Origin of the sequence: Pseudomonas syringae group sp. 247E2, assembly GCF_032587795.1 — a bacterium.
GTDB classification, from domain to species: domain Bacteria; phylum Pseudomonadota; class Gammaproteobacteria; order Pseudomonadales; family Pseudomonadaceae; genus Aquipseudomonas; species Aquipseudomonas amygdali.
Window position 1 is genome coordinate 186,617 of record NZ_JAWHPK010000011.1, and the last position, 22,440, is coordinate 209,056.

Annotated in this window: 17 protein-coding genes and 4 tRNA genes; 9 read left to right on the plus strand and 12 right to left on the minus strand. The window is 55.3% G+C overall.

All coding sequences use genetic code 11. The features are described 5' to 3' along the window. Positions 1-5: 5 nt before the first annotated feature. Positions 6-3,773, minus strand: a complete 3,768-nt coding sequence (locus RYC18_RS13990) for a zinc chelation protein SecC (protein ID WP_122270532.1) — start codon at positions 3,771-3,773, stop codon at positions 6-8. A gap of 506 nt (positions 3,774-4,279) precedes the next feature. Between RYC18_RS13990 and RYC18_RS13995 the strand changes: the two genes are divergently transcribed. Beyond that, entirely contained in the window at positions 4,280-5,695 is a 1,416-nt protein-coding gene (locus RYC18_RS13995) for a DNA cytosine methyltransferase (RefSeq protein ID WP_087677432.1), read from the plus strand. A 273-nt stretch (positions 5,696-5,968) separates the two neighbouring features. Here the strand turns inward: RYC18_RS13995 and RYC18_RS14000 are convergent, their stop codons facing one another. From RYC18_RS14000 to RYC18_RS14010, 3 genes are read right to left on the minus strand one after another with little or no spacing between them, the layout of a single operon-like run. Continuing rightward, positions 5,969-6,220, minus strand: a complete 252-nt coding sequence (locus RYC18_RS14000) for a hypothetical protein (RefSeq protein ID WP_176394376.1) — start codon at positions 6,218-6,220, stop codon at positions 5,969-5,971. A 53-nt stretch (positions 6,221-6,273) separates the two neighbouring features. Further along, complete coding sequence (locus tag RYC18_RS14005) at positions 6,274-6,498, minus strand: hypothetical protein (protein ID WP_087672713.1); 225 nt, start codon at positions 6,496-6,498, stop codon at positions 6,274-6,276. Continuing rightward, positions 6,495-6,710, minus strand: coding sequence for a hypothetical protein (locus RYC18_RS14010; protein ID WP_087677431.1), 216 nt, complete (start codon positions 6,708-6,710; stop codon positions 6,495-6,497). The genes RYC18_RS14005 and RYC18_RS14010 overlap by 4 nt, the downstream gene beginning before the upstream one ends. A 418-nt stretch (positions 6,711-7,128) precedes the next feature. Between RYC18_RS14010 and RYC18_RS14015 the strand changes: the two genes are divergently transcribed. From RYC18_RS14015 to RYC18_RS14035, 5 genes are read left to right on the plus strand one after another with little or no spacing between them, the layout of a single operon-like run. Then, positions 7,129-7,602, plus strand: coding sequence for a TIGR03757 family integrating conjugative element protein (locus RYC18_RS14015; protein ID WP_087677429.1), 474 nt, complete (start codon positions 7,129-7,131; stop codon positions 7,600-7,602). Then, positions 7,599-8,537 carry a TIGR03756 family integrating conjugative element protein gene (locus RYC18_RS14020; protein WP_087672709.1) on the plus strand — a complete coding sequence of 313 codons (939 nt, stop codon included), beginning with the start codon at positions 7,599-7,601 and terminating at the stop codon, positions 8,535-8,537. Before RYC18_RS14015 ends, RYC18_RS14020 begins: the two co-directional genes overlap by 4 nt. Beyond that, positions 8,534-9,925: an integrating conjugative element protein gene (locus tag RYC18_RS14025; protein ID WP_004409751.1), complete on the plus strand. Its 1,392-nt coding sequence runs from the start codon at positions 8,534-8,536 to the stop codon at positions 9,923-9,925. The genes RYC18_RS14020 and RYC18_RS14025 overlap by 4 nt, the downstream gene beginning before the upstream one ends. 2 nt (positions 9,926-9,927) lie before the next feature. Then, positions 9,928-10,302, plus strand: coding sequence for a hypothetical protein (locus tag RYC18_RS14030; RefSeq protein ID WP_087677428.1), 375 nt, complete (start codon positions 9,928-9,930; stop codon positions 10,300-10,302). Continuing rightward, positions 10,299-11,837 carry a conjugal transfer protein TraG N-terminal domain-containing protein gene (locus RYC18_RS14035; protein ID WP_087677427.1) on the plus strand — a complete coding sequence of 513 codons (1,539 nt, stop codon included), beginning with the start codon at positions 10,299-10,301 and terminating at the stop codon, positions 11,835-11,837. Before RYC18_RS14030 ends, RYC18_RS14035 begins: the two co-directional genes overlap by 4 nt. Positions 11,838-11,887: 50 nt before the next feature. Here the strand turns inward: RYC18_RS14035 and RYC18_RS14040 are convergent, their stop codons facing one another. From RYC18_RS14040 to RYC18_RS14050, 3 genes are all read right to left on the minus strand, one after another. Beyond that, positions 11,888-12,277, minus strand: a complete 390-nt coding sequence (locus RYC18_RS14040) for a DUF3742 family protein (RefSeq protein ID WP_020314295.1) — start codon at positions 12,275-12,277, stop codon at positions 11,888-11,890. Positions 12,278-12,496: 219 nt separating this feature from the next. After that, a complete protein-coding gene (gene umuC / locus RYC18_RS14045) occupies positions 12,497-13,777 on the minus strand; it encodes a translesion error-prone DNA polymerase V subunit UmuC (RefSeq protein WP_087677426.1) in 1,281 nt (426 codons plus the stop codon). Continuing rightward, a complete protein-coding gene (locus RYC18_RS14050; RefSeq protein WP_003318766.1) occupies positions 13,764-14,198 on the minus strand; it encodes a LexA family protein in 435 nt (144 codons plus the stop codon). Before RYC18_RS14050 ends, umuC begins: the two co-directional genes overlap by 14 nt. A gap of 112 nt (positions 14,199-14,310) precedes the next feature. Between RYC18_RS14050 and RYC18_RS14055 the strand changes: the two genes are divergently transcribed. From RYC18_RS14055 to xerC, 3 genes are all read left to right on the plus strand, one after another. Beyond that, a complete protein-coding gene (locus tag RYC18_RS14055; protein ID WP_083181171.1) occupies positions 14,311-15,003 on the plus strand; it encodes an SOS response-associated peptidase in 693 nt (230 codons plus the stop codon). A gap of 428 nt (positions 15,004-15,431) precedes the next feature. Further along, positions 15,432-17,330: a MobH family relaxase gene (gene mobH, locus RYC18_RS14060; RefSeq protein WP_083181224.1), complete on the plus strand. Its 1,899-nt coding sequence runs from the start codon at positions 15,432-15,434 to the stop codon at positions 17,328-17,330. After that, entirely contained in the window at positions 17,327-18,730 is a 1,404-nt protein-coding gene (gene xerC / locus RYC18_RS14065) for a site-specific integrase (protein WP_316886289.1), read from the plus strand. Before mobH ends, xerC begins: the two co-directional genes overlap by 4 nt. Before the next feature lie 327 nt (positions 18,731-19,057). Here the strand turns inward: xerC and RYC18_RS14070 are convergent. The 5 genes from RYC18_RS14070 to clpB form a co-directional block, all read right to left on the minus strand. After that, positions 19,058-19,134: transfer RNA gene (locus tag RYC18_RS14070), tRNA-Pro, on the minus strand. A gap of 97 nt (positions 19,135-19,231) precedes the next feature. Beyond that, positions 19,232-19,307 (minus strand) — tRNA-Lys (locus RYC18_RS14075). A gap of 5 nt (positions 19,308-19,312) precedes the next feature. Then, positions 19,313-19,389 (minus strand) — tRNA-Pro (locus tag RYC18_RS14080). Between the two features lie 29 nt (positions 19,390-19,418). Then, a tRNA-Asn gene (locus RYC18_RS14085) sits at positions 19,419-19,494 on the minus strand. Positions 19,495-19,789: 295 nt separating this feature from the next. Next, a complete protein-coding gene (gene clpB, locus RYC18_RS14090; protein WP_004663469.1) occupies positions 19,790-22,354 on the minus strand; it encodes an ATP-dependent chaperone ClpB in 2,565 nt (854 codons plus the stop codon). Positions 22,355-22,440 lie beyond the last annotated feature (86 nt).

The following is a 22,440-nucleotide window of genomic DNA, read 5'->3' on the forward strand; positions in this document are numbered from 1 at the left end:
CAAAACTACCGTAAGCGTTCGGTGAGGTCGTCTAAGGAGCTATAGGTATGCAGCTGAGCTAGTTCGCGGATGGCCCCGCTGGCAAACTGCATTGGGACCGGGAAGCTGAAGACAACTACGCTTTCCACTGTAAAATCTCCTGCGATGCCAACAAAGGCACCCACTCGGCCCTGATATTCCCGCAGTACACGCACTCGGTCCAAGTGCTTTCTGAGCAGATCACGCTTGCCGTTTACTTCTAAGTTGCGAAAATCGCTTAGCTGTTCGGCAATTTCCCCGTAGGTCTTACGAAACTGCAGGTCCTTGCACTCGATGATGAGGACGCGCTTTTGCTCCGGGCTCCAGGCAAGGACATCAACATCTCCATAGTCACGGTCCAGGCTTTGCTTCAGGATCTTGGTAAGCTTGAGTTCGGCTGCTGTCTGCCAGCCTAGCTCCGTCAGTCGAGCCAGCACCTTCGCATTGAAGGCCATGCCATCTCTATTACGCGCATAGCCTGCGTAGCGTCTCATCGCGCTCCCCAAATGCCGGTCTGGGTAGCTGCCACTGTAGTAGCTCTGCACCGTCGCGGCGAACCCTTCACGCACCAGGCCGGGTGCAAGGATCAGGATAGGGTCGTCCTCAAGGTCGAGTTGGAAGATCGGTCGACGTAATGAACTTAGCCGCCGACGGAAGCGCCAAGGATCGATATCCTTTTGATCGTACCCATGCGGTACATCGGCCCAGGCTCGGCGGGGAGCCAGCACGAAGTGCTCGAGTATCGTTAGCCCCGTCTCGATCGAGTCCGCCATGGTCAATACCTGCGAGCGCCGTATAGCGAGCACTGCCTGCTGCTGGTCGATCCCATAATCCTCGAGGGCATCTAAGAATCGCCGGTAAGCATCCAGATCAACGCCAAATTCCTCCAGCCAGGCTTGGTTAAACTGAGTGTCGACGTCCTGTTGCACGCTTGCCGCGACCTTTGGCTGTTGTAGGTTCTTGTCATAGCGTCGCACCGATGCCTGGTAGCGATAGGCGCTGGTTGCCGAGCCGTAACCTTCCATCACCGTGTCGATAAAATCCTGTTGCACATGAACATCGCCGAGCGGCCGGATGATCACAATCGGCTTCATCAGGTCCCAGCGGATTAAATCCGACCAGCCTCCAATGTGGTAAAGCCGCGACGCCTTAGCCAGCAATTTTGCCAAGTCCAATTTGCCTAGTGGCTTGCACGTGCCCAGAGGCGATTCGCACAGCGCCATTTCCAGCAGGTTTCGGCTTGGCTGGAAGACGGCATTGAGCGTGTACTCATGATCGCGCATAGCACTCAACGCCCCCGTCTGGTTCTCGCGCAAGGCTAGGACTGCTGCGGCTGTACGGTGCCAGCGATCCCGCGAAACACCCGCCACCTCATGATTTTCTAGCACTGCGCGCACCACGCTCTCCCTGTCGAAGCGTCGTAATTGCTCACAAAGATCTCGCTGCAGTTGCCCGACTAACTGCCCAAAGTAGGCAAGGCACTCCGCCTTGCCTGTTATCCGCCCGCCGAGCTCGCGCCCGCGCACTGCCCAGCCCATACCCAAGCAGTCCGCTGCGTCGTCCAGCCGACTAATAGTGATCAGGGAACGACTTGCAAGCTCGGTAATTGCATCGCGATAGCTACGCACCGGAAATACATGGGCGTGCCGCGCCTTAGTGTTCGGCACGATCTGTGTCACAAGTGACTCGACCAGTTCAGACGCCGCACCGGCAAGGGTGACCACGCCTTCTACAAATGCCCGGACCAATGCGCGCTCGGCGATGTTCTCGGGATGGTAGATAGCCTGATCGAGGCCTTGGTCGATTAACAGCTCGACCGTCCGCAACTGTGGGTCCAGCCGACAGGTGATCGCTTCCTTGGCATCTGCTTCGTTGCCCCACTCGGACAGATCTGCGGCCAGAGGCGGGTAGACAAAGACGCACCGCCATAAGATAGGCCCATGGCCAAGTTGCTGCGCCAGCACACGTTCCAGCACCGGCGCGCATCGGACCAACCAGGTGGCCACCATCTTCCAACGATCATAGCTTTCCGTGTCCGGTCCCCCAATGGGAGACGCTAACTCACTCCACCAGCAGCGCTTGGTAGTCAAGAACGCCCCTTTAGGCCGCCCTGGCGCATTGACGCTGCCGTACAGCGGTTGAAGGTCATCCTCGTCGAAGTAGCTAGACTCCTCTTTTCGGATGATAAACCAGGAGCCATCCACGTATTCCCGCGCGTGTTCGTCTGTGGCAAGAAGCGCCCGATGACGAAGATCCAGAAGACCGTTTTGTGTGATTGATACCACAAGGCTGGTTACACTAGCCTCGACCGGGATCTCGGCATGCGGAATCATGTGGCCATTGAGCGCATCCGTCCACGCGCACATATTTAGGAGTCCGTTGGCGTTCTGCAGCCAGACGTTGCTGCCTTTCAGCCGCATCTCAGATTCCCACAACCGCCACAGATCCAGTGTATTGAAACCATTAATATGGCTCAGCGTACAAAGATCGTGGATGGCGATCGCCTCGATCTTCCAGTCCGCTCGTGGCGGTGCGACGAACGACATGCCCATGCCACGTCCGACCCCACAGCAAACTAGCAAAGTGATGCCGCTTTCAAACCCCGCACTCTCGCTCGCCCGTTGCTGGGCTTGCTCCACGATCCGAGAAACATCGGGCGCGACTAACTCGGTCATCTTGTCAACGCCGGTGAAACCGCCATCGGCAAAATTCTGGAGGCTATCTAGCACAAACAACATGTTGAGCCAGCGGCCAGCGTCTACCATACGAGTCAGGTGCGCCAAAGGCGCTGCCTGTTCATTCGTGAATGACAGCGGCTGCCTGGAGGTCAATGGCACCGCATCATGTAGTAACTGGACGTATTCGATGGCCAGGTTGTATCGCAGCGATGCGCGCAAATAAGGAACGCTAAAGCTGCGCAGACACCACCAACGGATGGCTAGAGACACTGCGGTCGGCAACACGAGATACAGGGTATCGCCGACCATTGCCAATGGGCGACGCTCCAAATCAGTATTGCCGAATGATTGCTCGCTCAGCCCCTGCCTGAGCTGGGGAGTGAACATGAATGGGCGTAGATCTTCGACATCTACATCAATTGCCCGCAAGTCTGCGGCAGTAAGTCCGACCCCATTACGTAATTCCGCTGCCTTCGACGCCATTCGCAAAGGCAGGCTAGTGAGGCCCATTTCGGCGCCGCGCAGATTACGGCTAAGTCCCGCCCTTGAGCAGAGCAGATCCGACACCTTCAACAATGCGTGCCCCGCATCGGCTATGACTTTGAAATTCCCCTCGACAGGCATCTCGTCTAGTAAGTTGACAAAACGTTGCAGATAAAAGCCTGCGCCCTCCCAGATGCCTGAGAGGATTCGGTAGTTACCGCGTCTGGAACTGATGTTCTGGACCAGTACGTCCTCCGGAGGATCCTCCAATACACCCACCGCACTACCTGCCACGTGAAAACCGTGCACCATCATTTCTGGAGGCAACGATCGTTTACCATTGCCCGCCGCGATGGCCATGTGAATCAAAAGCTCAATACGTAGACAGTGTTTTTGGCAATCCGCACGAAGCAGCAGCCCACCGAACGCCGCCGCACTTTTCACCGGGCAAAAACCGTCCAGCTTTTTAGGCAGTGGCGAACAAGCTGCCATTAGCGAACCGAGAGATTGTTGGCAGAATCCTTTCGCCATCTCAGTTAGTAATGAGCCATAATCCACTTGGTATGGGCCGAATTCCGGATCCTGCGTGTCCATATTCAATCCTTTGAAGCACCCGTTATAGTTGTGGTTTCGAGCAAACCGCTGGCCAGGGTGGAATTGCACAGCAAGATTCGGATGCACTATGCAAGGCTCGATTGAATAACGCTAGTAGGGAGCATGTGCAGCCTTGCGACAGGTGCTTGGCCAAAGCGGACGCATGCACGCTGCGCATGAAAACCATCGTAGCTTTGGAGAAAAACGCGCGCGCCCTTGCCCGCGTTTCATGTACTGGGTTGATAGACGGTGCCGAACGTACCGATTCCGCCCTTGACACAACTGGCGAACTTGTAAGAGCCTGGATAGGTAACTTCAGCTTCAAACCCGTAATGAGGGCTACCTACTAGTGGCCTCGACGCAGCTGTCTGCGTGAACATCCCCAAAGCTCGCAAAGCAACCGGAAGCGCGAGCGGCCAACTGACGTTGGTGGCTGCACACTCCTCACTTCATCAACCCAATGGGAATCCTCCCATTGGGCCGGGTTCCCTTTTTGAGAACCCTACATGAATACCTTCTCACTGCTCATCACCCCTAAGATAGGGGAAGCCCGCGGCGTCCCACGTATTTGGCTTGAGGGCCAAAAGCTTTTAAATGCCGGCATCGAAATAGGAACTCGTTTTTCACTCATCCGCCTAGAAGGACAGACTAGGCTGGAACTCGTGCCAGCCACATCACCAGAGTTCAACACAGGCGATGTCACGGTCTCCAGGCGGGTTAAAAATGGAATCACGACACCCCTCATCGAGATCCGGACAGCACTACTCAGAAGCTTGTTCAAGACCGCAGAGAAAGTCCGAGTTGTCATTCGTTTGGGAAGGATCATCATCACCCCCCTCGACAATGACAAGAGGATTGAAGAGCGTCTGGCGCGAATGAAGCGCAAGCTCGATGCCCAAGAACCACTGGCGGTATGCAGTCTGTTTCACGGTGGAGGAGTGCTGGATCGTGCGATACACGCCGGCCTGGCGCGTTCAGGAATTGATACGTTTGTCAGGATTGGTATTGAGGTTGAAGATCAGTACCTGGACGCCAGCCTGCGCAACAACCCAATGCTTTGGCGAGACACTTCATTCGCAATCTGTGCAGATGTCCGGGACGTACAGCGCGGCACGGGCACACCGGAATGTGATTTGGTTGTTGCGGGCATTCCTTGTACTGGAGCGTCCCGTGCAGGCAAGGCCAAAAACAAACTCAATTCAGCCGAACAACATCCGTCCGCGGGCTCGTTATTCATAGACTTTCTGGACTTTGTCCGGTACTCCAACCCAGTCATGGCAATCGTCGAAAATGTACCTGATTACCAGACCAGCACTTCGATGGAAGTGATCAGATCTGTGTTGAAGTCATTGGGCTACCGGCTGTTCGAGTGCATCCTCGACGGTGCCGTGTTCGGGGCTTTCGAAAGCAGGTCCAGGATGGCTTTGGTTGCATACACGGAGGGGGCTTTTGAGCCTTTGAGACTGGATCAGATCACCCCTCTTCGCACAAAAGAGCGCTCACTCAAGGATCTCATGGACGCTGTGCCAGAAACAGATGAAAGCTGGAAGTGTTATGACTACCTGGGACGTAAAGAGGAGCGCGACATTGCTAGCGGCAAGGGCTTTCGCAGGCAGTTACTGACACCTGAAGCAACCTCATGCGGTTGTATTGGGCGTGGGTACGCGAAGGCAAGATCGACAGAACCATTTATTCGACACCCAAGAAACCCGGCGCTCAGCAGGCTTCTGACGGTAAGCGAACATGCTCGCGTCAAAACCATACCGGTTGAGATCGTTGAAGGAGTATCCAACACCACAGCCCACGAAATGCTGGGTCAATCTGTCATCTATACCGCTTTCGAAGCGATAGCGGCCGCTGTAGGAAAGTTGATAACGAAGCTGCACAGAACTGCCACACCGGCAGGTGTGATGGCGGCTTGAAAACGTCCGGCCTACCTTATGGGTAGCGCCGGGCTATCCTCGAAAGGTTTTAGTACCAGCCATGTTGCTTGTGGGTTTTCCAAATCTTCACTGAGCATGCAAGGCCACTTACAGCGCAGATCGCCATGAATACGAGCTCCGGAGTCCCTCTACTGTCCCAGCCGGTCAAGGCGCTAAGCGAGTCATACCCCAAAGCCACCGTACCGGCTACGACCGCAGCCGTACCGCCAAAAATGAGCAATAAATAAAGCAGAAATGTTTTCATCGCATTACCTACTGTTTGTCCAGGTCAGCCGCTACCCAGCCTTTTGCACCATTATATTCATCACCTCCTTCGGCGATGAAAATGTGGCCAGTTTCATCCACAGCGAATACACCCGGGCGCTCATGGCTCGCGTCACGCAATGAATCCTTCCAACCGTATACCTCGCCTTGCCAGATCAGCACAATGCCGCCATGGTGATCCTGGTTGAGATCTCGCCACTTAGTGGCAGTTGCGCGCAGAGCTCCGCTGAGATCGGTCATGGCTAAATCTCCTATCCTGATGGGGCCTCGCGGCAATAGGCTGCTTATGTGGCCTATGCTGGACCACCATTCCAATTGGAAACGGCAGACTTCAGCTCTACGTCAAGCATTTCGCACTGCTCTTCACCCAGCAAACTCTCTGCCTGCAGAGCGCCGATCCACCCCTGAGCTTGAGCTGCAACATGGAGCATCACCTCCAAGTCGCCAGCTATGGCCACGTTCTCGATGCGTTGACGGGCACGTTCCATGATTTGGACGCTTGGATCATTGTCTTTCATCGTAGATTTTTCGCTCTGTTCTGACCTATCAATGACTTTTCACGCAGCACTTCAAAGACCTCGCGCGCAAGTGCTGCCATCATCAGAACAAATCCCAATAGCAGAGCAATAATACATGCCTCGCTGTACGCCAGATCTGCAGTGCGCTGCCCTGCTTCCCCCAGACCTATAGAAGCCAAAACCGCAATCAATTGAGCCACTGCTAATTTCATAAGACGTTCCTTCTGTCTTTTCGATGCAAAAGTCGTGTATTTCTAATTGCCAAGCCCCGCACGAAGCGAGGTTTGGAGTGAAGCTGTGCGGCAGCCAGATTGGCGGTCGGCACTGGGCGCGAAAGGTCTTTTCCTAATGCAACTGTGTGCTCCGCAACAACAGTGCAGTCGTCCAGCGAGACAGCACCCGAAACATCCTCCACCATGATAACCGGCTCGCAGCAAAAGCTCGATCGTAAGCTTGCAGGCCCGCTTGCTGCACTGTTTACCGACACCACTACCGCGCCTGCTGCTCGATGGCAGGCTCACGGTCCAGACAGGCGCCACCAAACCCCAACCGTCCCGATAACGGTTTCCTACTGACGACAGTTCATTAGTCGCGTTTTCTGTACCTGACACCACTTGCAGGTACTGCCTAATGCCACCCTCCAGCCCCTACCGCCTCAGCGGCAAGAACCGCATGGCCTTACTGATCTTGATTGCGGCCATACAGGTCCCCCTCACGAACGCGGAGACGTGGATCGTTACCGACCGGAACCACCCAGTTCAGGCACCGGCACATGTCCGGCTGATCCTCCTCGACGAATCCGAACGGCTCGAAGCCAAGCTGTCGGAAGGACTGCCAGCGAACCAGCAACAAGCCATCGCGATCATGCAGCAACGCCTCATGAGCAGCGATGCGCAGCGCTTGCAACGAGATCTGGCTTTGGCTCAACAAAACCTCGTAGACGCCTGGAGCATGGGGGTAACGAAGGTCCCTGCAGTGGTGGTCGACCGCAAGTTTGTTGTGTACGGGGAAACCAACGCTACGGCCGCTGAATATCGCATTGCCCAGTGGCGCGCCACCGCCAAATACCAAAATGCAACTGGCCGGGGGGAGGCACCGCGATGAACTTGCCAAAGCCTCCAGCATGGGCAGCCCTGGCACTGTCGATCACAACCTGGCCGGCAGCAGCGGGCACGGTGACATCTGCCACCCTGGTCGCCTCAACCCTGTCACCTGACTGCCTGGAATACAAGGTGGTCGGGATCTGCTACTGGCTGCTTTGCACTCCGTTTGGATGCAAGGTGAAGACGTCGACCAAGGTTCGTCACTTCGTTCCAGACGCCGTGGTCTCAAGCTACTCGAATACCGGTGAAAACCCTTGGGTGGAGGTCTCTTCGTTGAGCTCACCCACTTCATTCGCCCAGGATGGCGGTGACGGAACCACTAATCATAATAACGAGAATAGCCTGGCTAAATTCAAAAACGCTGACGTCATAGGCCACCCCGGGGGTGCAACATTCAGTAAGTTTGCCAGCGCCTCGGGCTATGCCTGTCAAGGCGCTGCAACGCCCTATATGCCCTACCTGCTGAGCACCTTGGACACCGTCGCCTGGCGTTACGGCGTTCCAGAATCTGTGTATCCAGAAGCACTGATTCCCGGCCGTCGAGAGGTGGGTGGTCTGACGTCGGGGGACATGTGGGGAAGCGTCTACCCTCGCAGTGGTTTTATCCATCAAGCCGACGATTACAAGGCGGCATCCGTGATAGCGCAGCGTGCAGGTGACGTGGTCACTCGCAGCGGTCAGGTTCATGTCTATCAACCGCTTCTGGCACAGCCGCAGCCAGGCTACTGGCCGGCAGGAGAATTGATCGAGACCGACGCCACCACCGGTAAGTGGCAAGAGCTCACGCCGACCCTCAGTCAAAGCTGCGCGGTATTTCCAAACCCCCAGCCCCGTGTGCAGGCGACCGATGGTGGTTACGCCTGGGCGTTATGGCGCCCGTATTCCTGCTGCAAGCGGGAAGGACAAACCTTTCTTGGCAGTACGGACTTTCAATGATGATCAAGAGGACTTCAACTATGCGCCGCGCTGCCTTTCTGACTATTGCATTCATGAGCACCCTGACAGCCCATAGTGCTCTCGCCGAAATCCCGGGAATCAATGCAAGCTCATCGGGCAGCGTGATCGGTGACGACGTGCTCTACAGCGTTGGAGGCGGCAACGCTGTGACGATGGGTACGGCGGGGAATATGGATAGCATCAGCATCGGCGGTGGCTGGAACAGCAACCTAGTCTGCGGAAACATGAGCATGAACAACACGCTCCAGAATCAGTTGAATGGAGCAACTTCCGGATTTCAGACGATCATGGGGTCGATGATCTCAAACGCTACCAGCGCCGTCTCATCACTACCAGGACTGATTATCCAGCGGGCTAACCCGGCTTTGTACAACCTGCTTACCAACGGCATTCTGCAGGGTCGTCTTGACTTCGACCGCTCCAAAGGCACTTGCCGTGCCATTGCTGACAAGATGCTCGACGTCGCCGGAGGACAGATGGGCTGGAACAAGATCGCCGAGGGCCAGGCTATGAGTCAGGCGGTGAAAAACGGGAACACAGATGCTGTCTCAGCCGTTGCACAGGTCGAAAAGCAGGGAGGGAATGACGGTATTACGTGGCTCGGAGGGAATAAGGCCGGCGGATCTGGCCAGCAACCTATCAAGGTCGTAGGCGACGTTACCCGAGCGGGATACAACTTGCTGAACGGACGCGGCGCTGCCGATACATCGTCCATTAGTCCTTCGGCCTGCAACAACGGCATGGTGTGTTCCACCTGGTCCTCGCCTCAGGCAGCTACCACGTTCGCCAACCGGGTACTGGGAGAGCAACAACAACGCACTTGTGAGGATTGCACCAAAACAACCTCCACTGCCGGCGTTGGCCTCACACCACTCATACAGGAATCCTACGACTCCAAGCTCAAGGCGCTGCAGGAATTGATCTCGGGCAGCAAGGCCCTCACCTCAGAAAACTTGACTGCAGCGAGCAGCGATTCTCTGCCTGTTACCCGTGGAGTGGTCGAGGCACTCAGGACTGAGCATGACCAGGACATTCTCGCAAAACGTCTTGCTTCAGAGGTAGCGTTATCTGAGGTTCTCGGCAAAGCGCTACTGCTTCAGCGCACTATGTTCACCGGCAGCAAAGAACCGAACATTGCCGCCAACGATGTGGCCCTGCAGGCGGTCAGTCAGCAGAACAGCAGCCTGCAACAGGAAATTGACAACCTCAAGACCGAGTTGGATATGCGTCGCAGCTTGGCCAGCAACTCACCGACAGCCATCCTACAGAGGGCTCAGAGCCGGAAGGACAGCTCCAAAGGCATCTTTCAAGGAGATCCAACGCCAGACCGCCTCGATCAGCTGCAGAACCCTGCGAAAGGTAACTGATCATGAGTTCATTGCCGGTTGCCAAGGGATGGCTACGTAGGGGCGCAAAGGCGCTTGTATCGTTCACCTGGCCGGTCTTGCTGACCATTGTTCTGGCTTTGATTTTCATGACGGCCATCGTACATTTCTTTGGAGATATTGAGCAGTTCAGGGAATGGCAAAAAGCGCACTACAACTACATGCTGGCCTGGCGGCTGTCGCTTTATGCGGCGATAGGGCTCGGCTGGTACAGGCTAAGGCGCACCCTTAAACAGCGAGCATCAGAAACAAACCTATTCCCCTCGGGACTTCGTCGCTGCGAGGTCATGGCCATCTTCGTCATTCTCCTTTTCGAGCTTCGGCGCGCCGCCACTGTAGCGGGAGTTGACCTGCCATGATCTTGCACACGAATGATTACCTTGAGTATTACCTGACGTTGGTCGGATGGCTCATAAACGGCGGCATCTGGAACATGATCGAGGACAGCGGACTCTTCGCAGCGCCCTTTGCCGCCATTGTCATCAGCGAATGGCTCAGAGCCCGCGGTGAGGGAGCTGATGAGGGCAACAAGGGCGTCCTCTCATTGGCCCGAGTAGAAAACCGGTTCTACACGGCAATCCTCGTGATCATTCTTGCCTGTATGCCTCTGGTGAACGTCAGCATTGATACCATCCAGTTCGACCGAAGCCGCTCAGAGCAATGCCAATACTCAATACCCAATCCGACTGATACAGGCTGGGAAACATCCTTCAGTACGCTGAACGGTAAAAGCGCCACAGTGCCCGTCTGGTGGCTGTTTGTGCATGCGATGTCCAAGGCAGCAACTGCGGCCTCAGTCGCAGCTATTCCCTGTGGAGTGGATTTGCAACAGGTCCGGATGGACGTCAACAAGGCCCGCATCAACGATCCGCTGCTTGCCCAGGAGGTCGCTGACTTCACGAACGATTGCTACGCACGTGCGCGCGCAAAGCTGTTCATGACCCAGCCTACCCTTAGCAATGATCAACTCAACGACGTCAACTGGATCGGTTCGCACTTCTTCCTGCAAACATCCGGCTATTACAGCGATGGTTTCTCTGGGTTCAGATCACACACTCCCCGAACCAAATGGCCCTATGACGCAACCCGGGACGCGGGCCTGCCACAAACCACTGGTGGTGGTGGGTTTCCTACATGCACTCAATGGTGGTCGGATGGAAGCGTCGGGCTCAGAGCCAGGCTGCTGGCACAGGTCAGTCCAGATCTGCTGAGCAAGCTTGCTCAGTGGGCAAAATTCATGACCCAGACCGAAGTGAGCGACTCGGTCATCCGGGATCTGGTCTCTCCGAGGAAGCAGCAACTGACCCAGGGTCAGGTTTATTCAGACTATGGCGGTCAAGTCGGTGGCTCTGTGCTAAATGACTTTACACGCCTTGCAGCTACAGCTGGTCAGGCAGCAGGATCTCTTGTGATGTATCCAGCCATGGACAGTGTAAGACAAGCAGCGCCCATGGTGATGGCCTTCCTAAAGATGGCTCTCATCATTTGCATTCCGTTTGTACTGGTGATCGGGGCGTTCGACTTGAAAGTCGTGATGACGGTGACTTTCGCAGCATTTGCCTTGATTTTCGTGGACTTCTGGTTCCAGCTCGCACGATGGGTAGACAGTACGATTCTCGATGCCCTCTACGGCAACGGGATCGGCAGCAATGTTCCTCACACCAATTTTGACCCGGTATTTGGAGCGAGCAATGCGCAAGGAGATCTGCTGCTGGACTTCGTGATGGGAGCGATGTTCATCGTGCTCCCCAGCTTTTGGATAGTAGCGTTGGGCTGGAGTGGGGCGAAACTAGGAAGTTTGATGAGCGGATTGGCTACTGGCACTAGCGCGGCTCAGGACGCTGGAGGGAAAGGTGGACAGTTGGCTATGTCAGTAGCCAAAGGGAAGATCTGACCAACTACGTAATGTGCCAGGTACTGGTTTGAAACAGCTACCTGGCGCACTTACTCGACCCGATGGCTACCAACATAAGTCCCATAACCATCCAAGCCTTCACGGACTTCGATCTTCGTTGCCTTGTTGGCATCCAAGTCAAAGTCGACGCTCTGCGATCCCTGCTGAATCGAAGGGCTGCTAAAGATGCCGATTCCGATCGCGATGATGGCAAGCAATCCAAGAAGCTGTAGCAAGCCCCAAGTTGCGAGCAGCGCTCCAGCACCGAGGACAGCCACCCGAGCACTCCACTTCACAGCGGTCACAATAAGTGCAGGTATACCGGCACGGCCCAGCGATGACCACAAAGCTTTTTCCAGGCGCAAAACTGCAGCCACACCACGGCCCAGGCCCTGCCCGATCCGCATTGCAGCGCTGCCTTGTACTTTAACTGTGCTCATAGCCACCTCGTGACTCAATCAACATGTCGTTCTGACATCATTTATAGACCTATAAACTCACATATTCAACCTACTTTCCCTTAGAAATCAACCTTCCGACGAACAGCCGGCCGACTGTTTCAGACCGTATAACGCTTCGGTACGACAGTGTTTTCAAATGAAATACTGTTCCATTAATCCAAGTGCGTCCGCGCTTCCATCCCTACCATTCCAGAGCTGCTACACACTTTTCACCTCCCACAACTGATCGAGCCTGGTCGTATAACTTTGACTCATCAGCTCGCGACGCATAGCCCACTCTGGATTGGAAGGAACACTCCCAGCTCGTAAAGTCCCTCTGCCCCAGCGTGTATTGATCTCGTCCAGGACTCCCATGACCTTCTCCGAAGATGCCGGCTGCGAAGCAGCGAACATGTCATCCGTAAATTCGCCAGGCTGTCTCAGATCCAGCAACAGAACCTCAGCTTTGCTGTACTTGAACCCCGGTCGAAACAAACGATTCACTGCCTCAGTCGCCGCCCTGGTCATCAAGCGCACGTCGTTGGTGGGGTATGGCAATTCAACCAAAGCGCCGTTGGCGTACTTGGCTTCTTCCGGATTGAACATGCCGGTACGGATGCTGACGCGGATCTTCTTGCACAGCGAGTTTTGAGAACGGAGCTTCTCGGCCGCACGCTGAGTGTAGGTGGCCACCGCCTCTTTGATAGGCTGAATGGTGGTTAGCCGTTTTCCGAACATTCGGCTGCAACATATCTCCTGCTTGGGTGGTGCAGCTTCGCCCAGCTCCAGGCACGAAGTACCTGCCAGCTCACGTGCGGTCTTTTCAATGACCACGCTGAACCGGTCGCGCAGAGTACGCGGGTCGGCGGTTGCAAGGTCCATTGCGGTGCGGATGTTCATAGCCTCCAGGTGGGCATTCATCTTCTTCCCTACCCCCCAGACCTCTGAGACCGCCGTATTACGCAGTACCCAGTTGCGGTTATGCAGGTCGCAAATGTCTACAACACCGCCTGTATGGGATAGCAGTCGCTTAGCAGTGTGGTTTGCCAGCTTGGCGAGCGTTTTCGTAGGACCGATACCCACACCAACAGGAATGCCAGTGCATTTAAGAATGTTCGCCCGGATGCGTCGACCGAACGCTGTGAGATCGCCAGTGACCCCGGTGAGGTCTGCAAACGCCTCATCGATGCTGTAGACCTCGGAGGCTGGCACCATCGACTCGATGATCGACATGACACGCTCGCTCATGTCGCCATAGAGCGCGTAGTTGCTGCTGAACACCTTTATGCCGTGGCGGCGCAACACCTCTTTGATCTGAAAATAGGGAGCCCCCATTTTCACAAATGGCTTGGCGTCGTAGCTACGGGCGATGACGCAACCGTCGTTATTGCTGAGTACCACGATGGGCGTTTTCTCCAGATCTGGACGAAAAACACGCTCGCAGCTGGCATAGAAGCAATTGCAATCGATAAGCGCGAAGACAGCCTCATGCTTTTCCATGACGGCGCATGCTGTAGTTCACTACGCCCCAGATGACGAGGTTGTCACCCTCCAGGATGTGCTTGGACGGGTAGGCACTATTTTCGGATTGAAGTTTGACAACCCCATCCATCATGAAGAGCCGCTTGCAAATCGGTTCCGAATTATTAAGCGCTGCCACAACGATCTCTCCATGCTCGGCAGTGCGACTGCGATCAACGACGATCAAATCCTTATCAAAAATACCTGCCCCAATCATGCTGTCTCCGAGAATTTTCGCCAGGTAGACATGCGGTGCCCGTACCTCGGCCAGTTCGTCTAGGGACACGTGCTTCTCGATGTAATCGACAGCGGGAGAAGCAAATCCAGCTGGCACCTGAAATGAGTAGAGCGGTAGCTTGATACCCCCTTCAGACAACGGACCAAGAATGACTACGCTCATGATGAAGACCTTTCTATAAAGTTAGCTGTATAGATATACAGTTAACTCTTTGGCCCGCGCGCGGTCAATCGTACTGAAAGGCATTTTCGACGAGTGACATTGGGGTGACATCATGTGCGGACGCTACTCGATCTACGAATCCATGGACCACTACCTCAAGGAGCTTGCCCCAGAGCAGATCGTGATCAATGGGTACGACCTCCTGCCCATAGAGCGCTACAACGTGGCTCCTAGCACTCGGGTTGAGATCATCCGTCCCACCGAGGGGGGTCTGAGTGTCGACAAGGTTCGGTGGGGGTGGGAGCCTTTCTGGGCGAAAGGCAAACGACCAGCCCCAATCAACGCTCGAGTCGAAACCGTAATGACGGGAAAGTTCTTCAAAGAGCTCTGGCCTACCGGACGGGCAGTTGCCCCAGCGAACGGTTGGTTTGAATGGGTGAAGGACCCGGATGACCCCAAGAAAAAGCAGCCCTACTTCATCCGTCTCAAGAGTAAAAAGCCTATGTTCTTCGCGGCATTGGCCCAGGTCCACAGAGGGCTTGAGCCGCATGATGGCGACGGGTTTGTCATCATCACGTCGGCAAGCGACTCGGGAATGGTGGACATTCATGATCGCCGCCCGGTGGTACTGACGGCAGAAGATGCGCGGGCATGGCTTGATTCCGAAACTACACCGCAGAAAGCCGAAGCGTTGGCAAAAGAGCACTGCAGGATTGTTGACGATTTTGAATGGTTCCCGGTTGATCGCGCAGTGGGGAACGTGCGGAATCAAGGACCGGAGCTCATCCAGCCCGTTGAGCTTTGACTGCCCCACGCCTTTGACTTCGACCCGACCAACGGCTGTCCGTATTCGTCTGCCCCCGGTAGTCCGCACCGAAAGGGCGAAATGGGCTGAAGCAAATGGCAAAGCGAAGGGTTTGAATGGAATGGGGGAATAAGGGTAAGTGCCTTACCCGAAAGGGCCGGCGAGTCCGCCGGAAATGGATGCCGAAAGGGTTCGAAAGGCGTCCTCAATAAAAATGAAATTTACAAAAAATGTTACTTAACAGTCACTTGGAGGCTACATTTTTTTACGCAAGCGTGGCAACATCCGATTCTGTCACTGTTTGGATCCCAGCCAATCGAGTGACGGCTTATGTATATAACCTTTCCAGGATGGATATAGGTTTCGACTTGTCACGCTGAGCCATATAAAGCAAAAGGCCCACCAATGACTTCATCATGGGTGCCTAAATGCTTAGTTTCTTCACGCGAAGAAAAGCGTCTCCGATCTCGTCCAATGCTGCTGCAGGCTTTTTCAAACCAGAATCTCCCGACGCGTTGCTGTCGACTTCCCGACGGCGCCAGTTGATTGAAAACATCTGGCAGCGGACCTCTCTGCCCCGTGAGCAGTTCGAGACGCTTTACATGCAGGCATTCAAGAGCTACGCAGCCTTGGTGCAGCATCTCCCAGCCTCTGAGAATCATCACCATGCATATCATGGTGGCATGCTGGATCACGGTCTCGAAATCGTCGCCTACGCACTTAAGATACGGCAAATGTATCTGCTCCCCATCGGAGCGCCGCCCGAGTCGCAAGCGGCTCAGTCAGAAGCATGGTCTGCAGCATCGGCCTATGGTGCGCTCGTCCACGACCTGGGAAAGATTGCGGTAGACGTCAAGGTTGAACTCGCAGATGGCACTATCTGGCATCCATGGCACGGGCCTCTGGATCAGCCATACCGATTCAAGTACGTGAAAGGTCGAGACTATCGGTTGCATGGAGCAGCTTCGTCGCTGATCTACTCCAATGTGATTCCGGCGAAGGCATTGGACTGGCTCAGCGGGTTTCCCGAGCTCTGGTCTCAACTCGTGTTCGCGTTCGCAGGTCAGTATGAGCATGCCGATATCCTTGGTGAAATTGTCTCCCAAGCTGACCAGGCATCCGTGGCACAGGAACTCGGAGGCAATCCTGGCCGAGCTATGTCAGCGCCCAAGCAGTCTATCCAAAGGCAGCTGGCTGAAGGCCTGAGGATGCTCGTGGCGGATAAATTCAAGTTGAATCAGCCAGACGGTCCCTCAGACGGATGGCTGACTCAGGAAGGCTTGTGGCTTGTCAGCAAGCCAGCTGTAGATCAGCTCAGAGCACTTCTGCTGTCTCAGGGTATCGAACACATCCCCTCGTCCAACGCCCCAATGTTCAATCTGCTCCAGGATCAAGCGATCATTCAGCCCAACGGAGAGGGAAAAGCCATTTGGAAGGCCAGCATCGACAATGGTCGTGGCTGGAAGAACACGTTCACAGTGCTGAAAATAGCGCCGGCACTGATCTGGCCAAACACCACTGATAGACCTGAGACGTATACCGGTACGCTGACCGTGGAATCTGCACCAATGGCGGATGACAACGAGCAAGTTCCTGCTGGAGGCGACGAATCTCAACCGGTGAACAGCAAAAATACGCCTGCGGCATCAGCAGTGCGCCCTGCACCTCAGCAAGCACCTCCTGCAGCAAAAGATTTTGATGCGCTGGACGAGCTGCTCGATCTGTTCCCGGACCCGGTAGCGACAGCACCGACTCAACCAGCACCCGAGCAGGTAGGCGATGACGATCAGATTCCGTTTTTGCCCCCTCCTCCGGCACCTACCAATCTTAGCCAACCTCGGCAGCTTGTGGGTAACAAGGCAGAGAACCACACAGCCCCAGTCGAAGAGCCGGCAAAAGTCTTGCCGGAAGGTAGCTCAAGCCACGGCTTGAACTTCCTCACCTGGCTGAAGGGGGGCGTGATCTCCCACAGGATCATCATCAATGACGCCAAGGCACGTGTGCATACCGTGGATGGCACTGCGTTCCTGGTGAGCCCGGACATATTCAAACGTTACGCACTTGAGCACCCGGGCATAGAGCGTGAAGCTAAAGAGCGGGATCTGGAAGCTTGGCAGGTCGTTCAGCGTTCTTTTGAGAAGCTGAAAAAACATCGCAAGACTGGCGCAGGCCTGAACATCTGGACATGCCTGGTCAAAGGACCACGAAAAAGCAAGCAACTGCGGGGCTATCTGCTCATAGAGCCTAACGACGTTTTCAGCGAGGTGCCCTATGACAACCCGGTCATCAGCTTGGCAGAATTGGTAGACAAGGACACATCTGAATGAAACCGATGACGCTTCCGGAACTGACCCAGGAATACATACTCACTCATGACCTTAGGCCCGACACCGTCAAGATCTATTGGGCTGCCACAAAATCCTACGTCAGATTCTTCGGCGACTGCCTTGCCTGTGAGACGACCCACCGAGACATGCTTGACTGGCGCAGGTCTGAGCTCGAGCGGATCTCCAAGCGCAGCTGGAACACGTACTCCAGCCATTTGCGCACCATCTACGGCTATGCAATCGAGCACGGTCTGCTGGAGCTGGTTGTTAACCCACTTAAAAACACGCGTGTGATGCCGCCCAAGCGCCCAAAAAAGACAGTTGCGAACGACGCAAGCGTCCGCGCTCGTAACTGGCTGAGGATGCTGACCGCAGAGGAGCGTGCCACCGCGAAACGGACAGAAATTACACCTGCCTGGTTCTGGCTGAGCGTGTTCGAAACGTTCTACTACACGGGGATCAGGCTCAACGCGCTGCTATGCCTGAGATATGCGGATGTATACCTGCGCGACCGGCTGATCAGAGTCAGAGGCGAAACGGAGAAGACTCATCGTGAGTTCCTGATTCCTATCCCGGACGGCCTGATGGCTCAGATAGAAACACTTATGCAAGCAGCGAAGGCCTTGAGGTTCCAGCCGGGTGACCAGTTGTTCAACGTAAACAGATTTTCAGGCCACTACCGCCGCCATGAGATGAACTCCAACCAAGTCGAGGCGATGTATAAAAAACTCACTGCGATGACCGGTGTACGGATGACGCCTCACCGCTTCCGACACACGATCGCCAGTGAGCTAATGACGCTACCGGAGCGCAACATCTATCTGACCAAGAAATTGCTGAACCACTCGAATATAGCTACCACGATGGATTACATCGAACCCGACTACGACATGATGCGGGAGGTGATGAACGAACGAGGAAAGCGGCCGGCCAAAATCAGCTACATGGCAAAACCGGATGCGACGCTGCGTGCTGATAGACACCGATCAATATCTGCTCCAGTTAAGGACTTGACTGCATCGACTACGACTCGCGAAACAACTGCAGAAGCCGAAAGCTCAGTCGGCCAGGCCTTGGCTAGGCCCCGCGCACTGCCTACACCGGTCTCGACCATGTGCCCATCAACTGCTCAAGATACCAGGACAGTGAACCGCGACGAGACGCCCTCACCCTCTAGTGACCGCGACACCGCAGTCAGCCAGCTACCGTTAGGCTGCTCCAGTCCAGAAGATCTGTTGAGAAGCTTGGGGGAACTCACCAGGTGGGTACAGAACAACATTGCCGGCGGAGGAATTGGTGCTGAACCAGTAATCGAGGAAAGACCTGTCCCAAGCCAGGATGCTCGGCATCTACGCCCTGAAATGCTGGAATTGGCCGGATGGATCGGCAGGTCAGGCTGATCACTTGCGTTGGATACTTGTAAAAATACTCAATCTGCCATTATCAGCAGATGCATCGCGATGCCGATTATTTAGTTATCAGGCCTAATGACTGCTTCATATGGGCCGATACACGCGCAGCACAGCATTTTTTGCCAAAAAAAACGCCCCGTACACAAGCTTTCGCTCGGTACGGGGCGCTCCAATTTGACATCACAGCTTGCTGGCGCTATGTTTCGCGACAGACGGCTGCTTGTTTGGGTATAAGACCCCTCATACGGTAAAGCCTGCCTCAAACTGAGACATGAACACCCATCAAGGTCCTAAAGATACAGCCACAACAGTGTTTGGTCGGGGTAAGGGGATTCGAACTCCTGACATCCTGCTCCCAAAGCAGGCGCGCTACCGGACTGCGCTATACCCCGGTAAATCTAAAAAACACCTCCGAGGAGGCGTTTTCTATTTGGGTGACGCTTGTGGCGTCACTCCCTAAGATCCAGCCAGATACAAAGGAACCAAAAATGGTGGGTCGTGTGGGATTCGAACCTACGACCAATTGGTTAAAAGCCAACTGCTCTACCAACTGAGCTAACGACCCAAATATGGTCGGGGTAAGGGGATTCGAACTCCTGACATCCTGCTCCCAAAGCAGGCGCGCTACCGGACTGCGCTATACCCCGACTGAAACTGCATTGAATCTTGCGAAATCTGGCTCCACGACCTGGACTCGAACCAGGGACCCAGTGATTAACAGTCACTTGCTCTACCAACTGAGCTATCGCGGAACTATCGATTTCAGATTCAACTTTACAACCTGTTGCCTTGAAACCAGCGTGCTGTTAACTCGTTGATTTCAATCTCATCGACCTTTGCGCTTCGTTTGTATCGTTGCGTTCACGTCTCTGAGGCGCGCTATTCTACAATTTTAAAAACACCTGTCAACCCTATAAATTGCTTTTTAAGACAATGATTTGCGATTTTTTCCCAGATCCCCTTTCAGGCCCGATTTTACTGCTGGCAGCATCCTCAGAAAAAAGGCCCTCGGCGAGAGGGCCCTCTATATAGAGCTGGCGAGCGCTATCAGGCAAACACGATCTCGTCGTCGACCACCTTGCCGGTAATGGTGGTACCGGGCATGAAGCTGCCCGAGAGGATCATCTGTGCCAGCGGGTTCTCGATCCAGCGCTGGATCGCCCGCTTCAGCGGCCGTGCTCCATAGACCGGGTCGTAACCGACGGCAATCAGCTTGTCTAGCGCCTCGGGGCTCAGGGTCAGCGCCAGCTCGCGTTCGGCCAGACGCTTGCGCAGGCGGCCCAGCTGGATATCGGTGATACCGGCGATCTGGTCACGCGCCAGCGGTTCGAAGATCACCACTTCGTCGATCCTGTTCACAAATTCCGGGCGGAAGTGCGTACCCACCGCATCCATCACCGCAGCACGTTGCGCCTCACGATCACCGACCAGTTCCTGGATCTGGGCCGAGCCCAGGTTGGAGGTCATGACGATCACGGTATTGCGGAAGTCCACCGTCCGCCCGTGGCTGTCAGTCAGGCGCCCGTCTTCAAGCACCTGCAACAGGATGTTGAACACGTCGGAATGTGCCTTCTCGACCTCATCGAGCAGGATCAGCGAGTACGGCTTGCGACGCACAGCTTCGGTCAGGTAGCCGCCCTCTTCGTAACCGACATAGCCCGGTGGTGCGCCGATCAGACGAGCCACGGAATGTTTCTCCATGAACTCGGACATATCGATACGCACCATCGCCTCTTCGGTATCGAACAGGAATTCGGCAAGCGCCTTGCAGAGTTCGGTCTTACCCACACCGGTCGGACCGAGGAACATGAACGAACCGCTTGGACGATTCGGGTCGGAAAGCCCTGCACGCGAACGACGTACGGCATTGGAGACCGCGACCACCGCTTCTTCCTGACCGATTACCCGGTTGTGCAGCAGGGTTTCCATGCGCAACAGCTTCTCGCGCTCGCCTTCCAGCATTTTCGACACGGGAATACCGGTCCACTTTGACACGACTTCGGCAATTTCTTCCTCGGTCACTTTGCTGCGCAGCAATTGGTTCTCGGGTTTGCCGTGCTGATCGACCATTTGCAAGCTACGTTCCAGGTCCGGAATGATCCCGTACTGCAACTCGGCCATGCGGTTCAGGTCGCCACGACGACGCGCCGCTTCCAGTTCCTGACGGGACTGCTCTATTTTCTGCTGGATCTGTGCAGAGCCCGTTACTTCAGCTTTTTCCGAGGTCCAGATTTCTTCGAGATCGGCGTATTCCTTCTCAAGGCGCACCACTTCTTCCTGGAGTTTTTCCAAGCGCTTGATAGCCGCTTCATCCTTTTCCTTCTTGAGCGCCTGAGCTTCCACTTTCAGCTGGATCAGGCGACGCTCAAGACGATCAAGCACTTCAGGCTTGGAGTCGATCTCCATACGAATGCGGCTGGCCGCTTCGTCGATCAGGTCGATGGCCTTGTCAGGCAACTGGCGATCGGTGATATAGCGATGGCTCAGCTTGGCCGCGGCGATGATCGCACCGTCAGTAATGGCGACCTTGTGGTGCACTTCATAGCGCTCTTTCAGGCCACGCAGGATTGCGATGGTGTCTTCTTCGCTCGGCTCGTCCACCAGCACTTTCTGGAAACGACGCTCAAGCGCAGCGTCCTTCTCTATATATTGGCGGTACTCGTTGAGCGTGGTGGCACCGACACAATGCAGCTCGCCGCGAGCCAGCGCAGGCTTGAGCATATTGCCAGCGTCCATCGAGCCTTCGCCTTTGCCGGCGCCGACCATGGTGTGCAGTTCGTCGATAAACAGGATGATCTGGCCTTCCTGCTTGGACAGTTCGTTGAGCAGCGATTTCAGGCGCTCTTCGAACTCACCACGGTACTTGGCACCGGCGATCAGCGCGCCCATGTCCAGCGACAGCAAGCGCTTGCCGCGCAGGCCATCGGGCACTTCACCATTGATGATGCGCTGCGCCAGGCCCTCGGCAATGGCGGTCTTACCCACGCCAGGTTCGCCGATCAGCACCGGGTTGTTCTTGGTGCGGCGCTGCAGGACCTGAATGGTGCGACGAATCTCGTCATCACGACCGATCACCGGGTCGAGCTTGCCCTCTTCGGCACGCTTGGTCAGGTCAACGGTGTACTTGTCCAGCGCCTGACGCGACTCTTCAACGTTAGGGTCATTCACGGCACCTTCGCCGCGCAGGTTGTTGATGGCGTTTTCCAGGGCTTTCTTGCTGACGCCCTGCCCCAGCAACAATTTGCCGAGCTTGCTGTTCTCGTCCATTGCTGCGAGCAGCACCAGCTCGCTGGAAATGAATTGGTCGCCTTTCTGCTGCGCCAGACGGTCGGCCTGGTTAAGCAGGCGCGCAAGATCCTGCGACATGTTGACGTCGCCAGTGGGGTTCTGGATTTTTGGCAGTCGGTCCAGCTCTGCGCTCAGTTCCTTGCGCAAGCTGTTGATGTCGAAGCCTACCTGCAACAGCAGAGGCTTGATGGAACCGCCCTGCTGCTCAAGCAGCGCCTGCATCAAGTGCGCAGGTTCGATGGCGGGATGGTCGAGGCCAACGGCCAGCGACTGGGAATCGGATAACGCTAACTGTAATTTGCTGGTCAATCTGTCGATACGCATTAGTCACCTTCCTTTAATGCAGGCCGGAGCAATGAACACACCTATAACGAAAACCTGCTGAATAGCCAGTTAGATGCGGACGATTC